Here is an 8,382-nt window from a genome sequence, read left to right on the forward strand (position 1 = left end):
GAGCGCCTGAGCGCCTCGACCACGTCGAGATTTTCCTCGCCGGGCACGCCGAAGATCCGCCTGACGCCTTCGTTCTCCAGGGCCGCGACCAGCAGGTCAGCACCGTTCATTGTCATCACCTTTCGCATTATGTCGGACGCGATGGTGGCGCGCTTCGCCGACATAACCAAAGTCAAAATGCGGCGAGCTGCCATGCCTCATGACCATGGCACCATCGCCGTCGCGAGCGAAGCGAAGCAACCTTGTCTTTTCGTTTCCGCACGATGCTGATCTCGCCGCTGCGCGCGACGGCGCGTTTGCGCGTTCTCGCGGCGCGATCAGCGTCCGAGGTATTGCGAGCGAGACCCTCCGATTGAGAGGGCGCAGGGAAGACCGGGTATCTGCTGATACCCATGGTCCGCGTGCAGCAAAAAAGCACGCGGCAGAACCACAGGTTCAGCCAATAACCGGCCTTCCCCGCGCAGTGGTTGGAACGGCTTACTCTGCGCTCTCCCCGGTGCGTCGGGCTTTTTGGCCACCGTATGTGCGACAATGCGTGAACGCGTTGCGCACGGATACCAGCGTCGAGGTATCGGGACCACGCAGCTTGGCCGTCCGCACGACGATCGTTCGTCTGCATTCGGAAAGAATGCTGCGACATCGTGCGGCCACCGCTCCCCGCCTCCACGCTCGTGACGATCGCGAAACGCCCCTCTTCGGTGAGGCGGGATGGGCCGATACAACCATGATTTCCGAAAAAAAGAAAGTAGAATATTTTTTGCGCAGGGCCTTTACATGCGTCATCGCACTGAACGCGCGGGCGAATTCGACCGTTTGGCGCAAACTTCCCTGCCGAAACGAAGGTTCGGGGCGGGGCATCCAGGACGCCCGGTCAGCGCCGAATGCGACTCATCATGCTGCCGAGTGGCTCAGGCGCGTCCGAACACCATCAGCATCGGCTGCCAGCGAATGACAAATCCGAGCCGTTCGTAGAGCGCGATCGCGTTGGTGTTGTCGGCAAAGGCGTGCAGGAACGGCGTCTCGCCACGCGCGACGATGTTGCGCGCCACCTCGCGCATCAATACCGCCGCATGGCCGCACCCGCGATAGTCGGGATGGGTGCAGACGCCGCTGATTTCGGTGAAGCCTTTCGGCTTCATTCGCTCGCCGGCCATCGCAATCAGCCGCCCATCATGGCGGACGCCGACGAAACGACCGAGCTCGTGGGTCCGCTCGGCGAAGGGCCCGGGCTTGGTCAGGCCGGCGAGTGCCCGCATCTCGGGCGCGTCAGCGGCCGTCAGCTCCTGGAAATCCACGCTGGCAGGCGGACTCTCGATCTGCTCGGCGATCATTTGCACGACGCGGGCCATCTGGCGGAGCACGAGGCCGGGCGGTGGTGCAACCTGCTCATCCAACAGCAAAGCGACATGCCCACCCTCGGGCACGAGCGCGGCAAGCCCGGCGAGGCTTTCCGCGGTGCCGTCTTCGCTCGCGCCAAACGGACCGAAAGCGGGATCGAAGCGGCGTAGTCCGCCCGCGATCTGCGCGCACGCGGCCTGCCGCGTGGCCAACGCGTTCCAGATCGGGCGATCAAGCTGATGATTCATGGCGGTCGGCTTCCCGGATATCGCTTCCATCGTTGTGACCGCATCACGGCGGGTCTCTGGTGATCCCGTCGCGCGCGATGCGACTCTATAATTATATGACAATTAACATGTTATCAAATGAACGTGTCACGCGGTCCCCGGGGCGTGACGGCTGACGGCGGATTGAATGCTCCTGCACCGCTTTCACGGCGGGGCAAAACGAGTTACCAGCATGCTATCGTGCTGCGCATCGGCTATGCCGGGAAGGTTGGGTTCCACCGAACGAGGAGTGTCATGGACGAGCATGCAGGATTAGCGGAACGAATTCTCGATCAGATGGCTGATGCGATGATCTATGCCGATCGCACCGGCACGATCACGCGCTGGAACCGGGCCGCCGCCGCGTTGTTCGGATTTTCGGCGGAAGAGGCGCTCGGCCAAAACCTCGACCTGATCATTCCGGAGCATTTGCGGGCCGCGCATTGGCGCGGCTTCGAGGCTGCCATGACCAGCGGCGTCATGAAGCTTCAGGGCCGTCCGACGCTGACCCGTGCCGTGCACAAGAGCGGACGCAGGCTGTATGTCGAGCTGACATTTGCAATCGTCGATTCTGGCGCGTCGGATGACGTGCTCGGCTCCGTCGCGGTGGCACGCGATGTGACCGAACGCGTCGAACGCGAGCGCGCCGCGCGGTCCGCTTGATACGCGCGACGCGCCGCCACAGTTAGCCGCAGCGTGCTTCCCTATCTGGGAGGAGAATCGATGTCGAATATCAAGACACCTGAGACCATTGCCGCCGCAAACGGCATCGCCGCGGATGCCGCCTACGCCGCGGTGGTGCCCCCGATCCATCTCTCCACCACCTTCGCCTTTGCGGGCTTTGCGCAGCCGCGCGCTTATGAGTATGGCCGCGCCGGTAATCCGAGTCGCGACCTGCTCGGCGATACCATCGCCAAGCTCGAAGGCGGTGCCGGTGCCATCGTGGTGGCATCGGGGATGGCCGCGGTCGATCTGGTGCTGTCGCAACTGAAGCCCGGCGATCTCGTGGTCGCTCCGCATGATTGCTATGGCGGCACCTATCGGCTGCTCGGGGCGCGGCGCGACCGCGGGCATTTTGATGTGCTGTTCATCGACCAAGGTGACGAGAGCGCACTGTCCGCGGCCTGCGCCAGGAAGCCGGCGCTGATCCTGATCGAGACGCCGAGCAATCCGTTGATGCGCGTGGTGGATATCCGCGCCATCGCCCAGCGCGCCAAGGCTGTCGGCGCCAAGACCGCGGTGGACAACACGTTCCTGTCGCCGGCGCTGCAGCGTCCGCTGGCGCTGGGCGCCGACTACGTCATCCATTCCACCACCAAATATCTCAACGGACATTCCGACGTGATCGGTGGCGTCGTCGTCGGCGCCGACCGGGCCGAGCTAGATGCATTGTCCGAATGGGCCAACCTTACCGGCGTCAAGGGCGCGCCATTCGACGCTTATTTGACTTTGCGCGGCCTGCGCACATTGTTCGCGCGGATCGAACGCCAGCAGGTGACCGCCGCTTCCATCGTCGCATTGCTACACGCAGATCCGCGCGTGCGGGCGGTCCACTATCCCGGCCTTGCTTCGCATCCCGGACATGCGATCGCCCGGACGCAGCAGGCCGGATTCGGCGCCATGCTGAGCTTCGACTTGGCCGGTGGGGTCAACGCTGTCAGGCGCTTCGTGGCAGCGCTTCAACTCGTGACCCTTGCTGATTCCCTCGGCGGCGTCGAAACGCTGATCGCGCATCCCGCGACGATGACACATGCGGGAATGGGTCCCGAGGCGCGCGAGGCCGCAGGCATTACCGAAGGGCTGTTGCGGCTCTCGGTTGGTCTGGAGGGAGAGGCCGACCTGATCGCGGATCTCAGGGCGGCCCTCGCGGCGGCCGCAGATTAAACTGCGGCTCGTTGCTTCGCGCGGGATGGCAGCGCTCACGTCACGGTGAGCACGATCTTGCCCACGGTGTGACCCGTCTCGACCGCCGCCATCGCTTCGGCCGCTGAAGCCAGCGGGAAGCTCCGCTGCAGATGCGGCCGCACGGCGCCATCGCGAACCAAGGCGGCGATCTCGGCCAGCTCCGTGCCGTCAGCCTCGACGGTATAGCGGGTGGCGCGCACCCCGTGCTGCCTGGCCTTGTCCTGCGACGGCGCCGTCAGGGTCGACACCAGGTTGCCGCCCTTTTTCAGCAGCGGCCAGGATCGTTCGCGCGTTTCGCCGTCGATCAGATCGAACACCATGTCGAGCTCTGAGGCGACATCCTCGAAGCGTTGTGTCTTGTAGTCGATGACCTCGTCGGCGCCCAGCGAGCGGGCGAATCCGACATTGTCTGATGAGACCGTGGTCAGCACGCGCGCGCCTCTGGCCTTGGCGAACTGAACCGCAAAATGGCCGACGCCGCCGGAGCCACCATGGATCAACACCGATTGGCCGGCCTGCAGGCCGCCATGACGAAACAGGCCCTGCCACGCGGTCTGGCCGGCAAGCGGGATGGCCGCGGCATGAACATGGTCGAGCGTGGCGGGCTTCGGCGCGACCGCGCGCTCGTCCAGCACCACCTGTTCCGAATAGCCGCCGCCATGGATGTCGACAATGCCGAACACCTCGTCGCCGGGCTTGAAGCGCGTTGCCTGCGCGCCGCAGCTCACAACGGTGCCGGAGACATCGCGCCCCGGCGAATAGGGCAGGCGGTCGTTCTTCACCGCCGGATATTTGCCGGTACGGATCTTGTAGTCGACCGGGTTGACGCTCGCGGCCCGCACGGCGACCAGAATCTGGCCGGCATCGGGCCCCGACGGCTCGACGACGTCGGATTGCATGACATCCGCATCGCCAAAGCGATGGAAGCGTATTCTGCGGATAGAATTCATGAGCATCATCCTCCTGTGACCTCAATGGCCGTCGAGGGCGGCTGTTCCTGTGATCGACGGCCGGCGGGAACCTTCTGTCCGGCACGGAACGTGTGATCTCCGGCATCGTTTGGATGAATGTCAGGTGTACGCCTCCGCGTGGGACACGGGCGCTCACAGCGAGGCCGACGACAAGCCACCAGCAAACGGACACGGCGATGGGCCTTGAGACCGAGCTGAAGCTCAGGATTCCGGCGAGCCGGGATGGAAGCGACGTTTCACGGTGGCTGGGTCGCCATGACACCGGCCGCAGTTCGCGGCGTCATCTATGTCGACCTATTTCGATACGCCAAGGCAAAAGCTCAGACGGCACGGCCTGTCGCTTCGCTTCCGCCATGACGGCGTCGACTTCCGTCCCATTCGCCGCGACCGAGCTTGCCGGGCTTTACCGCCTTGACTGTCTGAACATAGCGTTCGCCGGTGGTCAGCGGCAATCGTCTGATAGCACCGCCTTGCCCAGCAGCGATTTCGCCACCGGTGCGCCGAGTGCGTCCGCAAGCACGGTCACCTCCGCGCGGGCGTGCAGCGGGCGGATCGGTTGCTAAATCAAGAAAGGTCGCTTGTCCGAGCGGCGACTGCCTGATCCCCAGGCAAAAGCGGGCTGAAATATCCGCGCGTCACGCCGGCCAAAACGTGGTTGTCTGAAGCTGATTCCGAGCATCAGGGAGGATCACATGAATGGACTCGGCGGATTGAACAAATCGCCTGAAGGCGTCGTCATCGGGCTGGTCCAACTGCAACTGCCTGTGGTCGCGACCAAGGCCGACCTCAAGCGCCAGACCGAGAAGATCGTCTGGATGGTCGGCAAGGCGCGGCGCAACCTTGCCACCATGGATCTCGTGGTGTTTCCTGAATATTCGCTGCACGGCCTGTCGATGGACACCAATCCCGAGATCATGTGCAGCCTCGACGGTCCCGAAGTCGCGGCCTTCAAGCAGGCCTGCATTAACAACAGGATCTGGGGCTGCTTCTCGATCATCGAGTTCAACCCACACGGCAATCCCTATAATTCCGGCCTCATCATCGACGACCACGGCGAGATCAAGCTGTACTACCGCAAATTCCATCCCTGGATTCCGGTCGAGCCGTGGGAGCCCGGCAATATCGGCATTCCCGTGATCGATGGCCCGAAGGGCGCCAAGCTTGCGCTCATCATCTGCCATGACGGCATGTTCCCGGAGATGGCGCGCGAATGCGCCTACAAGGGCGCGGAGATCATGATCCGCACCGCCGGCTACACCGCGCCGATCCGCGACAGCTGGCGTTTCACGAACCAGGCCAACGCCTTTCAGAATCTCATGATCACCGCCAATGTCTGCATGTGCGGCTCCGACGGCTCGTTCGATTCCATGGGCGAGGGCATGATCGTCAATTTCGACGGCACGGTTATCGCGCACGGCACCTCCGGCCGGGCGGACGAGATCATCACCGCCGAGGTGCGGCCCGATCTGGTGCGCGAGGCGCGCATCAATTGGGGCGTCGAGAACAACATCTATCAGCTCTGGCACCGCGGCTTCGTCGCGGTGAAGGGCGGCGCGATGGATTGTCCCTACACCTTCATGCAGGACATGGTCGCAGGCCACTTCCGCCTGCCGTGGGAGGACCAGGTCAAGATCACCGACGGCACCTCCTGCGGCTTCCCGGCGCCGACACGGATGTTCGGAAAGATGGACAGAGCGGCGGAGTAGCGCTGGCGAGCTGCGTCGCTGGGACGGTGATGCGCCCCGCGACTGCCTACGTCGCCGAGACGCGGACGATCAGTGCCGGGTGGCCTGCTCGCGGGCGAAGCGCCGGATCAAGCGCCGCAGCTCGGGCCGATCGACCCGGCGTGCGGCTTCGGAAGGGCGCAGCCAGACCGCGCGCCGTTGTCCGCGTTCGGGCCAGTGCTTGTGCCGCTTCTTCACCTTGAGGGGAAACAGCGTCACGTCGAGCACCCGCTTGTGCTTGCCCTTGCCCTTGCTGTGCTTGAAGCGGCCGATCGCCTTGGCGCTGATGCGACCGAGCAGCCCGGCCTCTTCATAGGCTTCGACAGCCGCCGCGCGGTGCGGCTGCTTGCGACGCATCGGCCAGCCCTTCGGCACCGACCAGCGCCGCTTGCCGCGGGTCGTGATCAGGAGAATACGCAGCTTGGCCGACTTCGTCCTGAACGGAAGTGCGGCGATCTGCTTGCCCTTCATGGCGGCCCCATCTGTGCGTTCGTGAACGGGCGCGTCTCGGGTTCGTTCCTATCGCGCCAGCCTGGACGGACGGTCCGCACGACCGAACCAGCCTGCGAGGTCAACGTTGCCGCGAGCGAGCGAAGCGCTCCTCCCATCAATAGGAGCCTCGCCATTGCCAAACAAGCTGAATGTGCCCGCCTTACGGGCGCGTGAGCGCGCAACGTGTTCATGCAATCCCGCAGGTTGTGCGAGCGCTGCCAAGGCGATCGGTCGATTTGCCGCCATCTTTGCGGCGCACGATTGTGGCTGGCGCTCGTCTCAACCGACTCGTTTGCACTAAACGATGGGTGCGAATGCTGCAGCCGACGTGGACATGTCGCGTGTGGCGAAACCAATCTTGGTGCGGACGGTGATTTCGGCAGCGTCGAAGGGGGACTCATTCGCGCAAACGCGACTGCGAATTCGACTAGCATGGGCCGAACATGCATCACCATGCGGCCTTTCATGACCCCGTTCTGGTCGCGCTATCGATCCTGATCGCGGCGCTCGCTTCTTATACGGCCTTGAACCTCGCGACCCGGATGCGAGCCGCTTCGGGGAGGTCCCGCCGGGCCTGGCTTGTCGCCGCCGCGATCGCGATGGGCGGTGGCATCTGGTCGATGCATTTTGTCGGGATGCTGGCCTTCAGCATGCCCGGAACCGCGATCTCGTACGATCCGTTCCTGACGCTGCTCTCGCTTATCGTCCCCGTTGTTGTCGCCGCTGCCGCTTCTGCCGTTGTTGGACGGCGCCCGCAGGCGCTGCTCGCATCGGGCTTGGCGATGGGACTTGGCATCGCCGGCATGCACTATACCGGCATGGCGGCGATGCGGATGGCGGCCTTCATCGAGTCCGATCCGGCATGGGTCGTGCTCTCGATCGTGATCGCGGTCAGCGCCTCGGTCGTGGCGCTCTGGCTCGCCTTTCGCCTTACCAGGCGATCGAGGCCGCGATGCGCGAACAAGAGCAAACCGGGTCGGTCGTTGCGTTTCGGCCGAAAAGCGCGTGAGTGCTTGCGCTACGGAATGTACTCGATGCGAGCAAACGATCCGGTGCGTCTTCCTGAAGAAAGTGCGATCCGCTCACGGTAACGCTCTGCTGGTTCGGTCAGGCGCGGCAAAACTCGCGTTGGGCGCCGATCAGAAATCCCGCAAAAGAACGGCCGACCAACGAAACGTCGCAACAGCGCCGGCCTTCGCGTCGACGGCGGGCGCCCTGAAGTGGACTTGAGAACATCATCCGGCTCGCTGGATCGAGGCGGATGGCTGCGGCGGAGCGCGTTTTATATCCGGATGATATTGACTCCACATTTTTATCCGGGTATTAAATTGCCTGACTCTCGATGGCTCATTGAAGCCCTGCATTTCCTTTGAATGCCAGCTTTGCTGCCGCCACGTTGACCAGAGCTGCCGGCTCTCGTCTCACGCAAAACGAAAGCAAAAATGGCCACCGTAGAAACCAATGGCATCACGCTAAGCTACGACAGTTTCGGTGATGACCGCGACGAGGTGATCCTTTTGATCGCCGGGCTCGGGACGCAAATGATCCGCTGGACGGTTGCATTTTGCGAAGCTTTGACCGCGCGCGGTTATCGCGTGATCCGCTTCGACAATCGCGACACGGGTTGTTCGACGCATTTCACCGGCTATCCCGCGCCGGATTTCGCAGCGTTGGCTGCTGCTCTGG

9 protein-coding genes and 1 pseudogene are annotated in these 8,382 nt (G+C 63.6%); 6 read left to right on the top strand and 4 right to left on the bottom strand.

Annotated features, from left to right (window positions below):
* Positions 1–110, bottom strand: a 110-nt coding sequence (locus tag WA702_RS21645) for a thiamine pyrophosphate-binding protein (RefSeq protein ID WP_425112601.1), incomplete at its 3' end; no start/stop codon positions are given.
* 798 nt (positions 111–908) lie between these two features.
* Positions 909–1,586 (bottom strand): GNAT family N-acetyltransferase, encoded by a 678-nt coding sequence (locus tag WA702_RS21650; protein WP_425112594.1) that lies wholly within the window; start codon positions 1,584–1,586, stop codon positions 909–911.
* A 273-nt stretch (positions 1,587–1,859) separates the two neighbouring features.
* Between WA702_RS21650 and WA702_RS21655 the strand changes: the two genes are divergently transcribed.
* Positions 1,860–2,267 carry a PAS domain S-box protein gene (locus tag WA702_RS21655; protein WP_425112595.1) on the top strand — a complete coding sequence of 136 codons (408 nt, stop codon included), beginning with the start codon at positions 1,860–1,862 and terminating at the stop codon, positions 2,265–2,267.
* A gap of 60 nt (positions 2,268–2,327) precedes the next feature.
* The gene (metB, locus tag WA702_RS21660) at positions 2,328–3,488 is read left to right on the top strand and encodes a cystathionine gamma-synthase (protein WP_425112596.1); all 1,161 of its coding nucleotides are present in this window, start codon (positions 2,328–2,330) and stop codon (positions 3,486–3,488) included.
* A 35-nt stretch (positions 3,489–3,523) separates the two neighbouring features.
* Here the strand turns inward: metB and WA702_RS21665 are convergent, their stop codons facing one another.
* Entirely contained in the window at positions 3,524–4,459 is a 936-nt protein-coding gene (locus tag WA702_RS21665) for an NADP-dependent oxidoreductase (RefSeq protein ID WP_425112597.1), read from the bottom strand.
* Positions 4,460–5,172: 713 nt separating this feature from the next.
* Between WA702_RS21665 and WA702_RS21670 the strand changes: the two genes are divergently transcribed.
* Positions 5,173–6,186: a formamidase gene (locus tag WA702_RS21670; protein ID WP_425112598.1), complete on the top strand. Its 1,014-nt coding sequence runs from the start codon at positions 5,173–5,175 to the stop codon at positions 6,184–6,186.
* A gap of 69 nt (positions 6,187–6,255) precedes the next feature.
* Here the strand turns inward: WA702_RS21670 and WA702_RS21675 are convergent, their stop codons facing one another.
* Positions 6,256–6,675: an NUDIX hydrolase gene (locus tag WA702_RS21675; RefSeq protein ID WP_425112599.1), complete on the bottom strand. Its 420-nt coding sequence runs from the start codon at positions 6,673–6,675 to the stop codon at positions 6,256–6,258.
* 464 nt (positions 6,676–7,139) lie between these two features.
* Here WA702_RS21675 and WA702_RS21680 point away from each other — a divergent pair.
* The 3 genes and pseudogenes from WA702_RS21680 to WA702_RS21690 form a co-directional block, all read left to right on the top strand.
* Positions 7,140–7,241, top strand: a pseudogene (locus WA702_RS21680) (MHYT domain-containing protein); the annotation flags it as partial.
* Positions 7,242–7,295: 54 nt separating this feature from the next.
* Positions 7,296–7,787 (top strand): MHYT domain-containing protein, encoded by a 492-nt coding sequence (locus WA702_RS21685; protein ID WP_425112602.1) that lies wholly within the window; start codon positions 7,296–7,298, stop codon positions 7,785–7,787.
* Positions 7,788–8,138: 351 nt separating this feature from the next.
* A partial coding sequence (locus tag WA702_RS21690) for an alpha/beta fold hydrolase (RefSeq protein WP_425112600.1) occupies positions 8,139–8,382 on the top strand: 244 nt, incomplete at its 3' end.

This window comes from Bradyrhizobium sp., assembly GCF_049798375.1.
Lineage (GTDB): Bacteria > Pseudomonadota > Alphaproteobacteria > Rhizobiales > Xanthobacteraceae > Bradyrhizobium.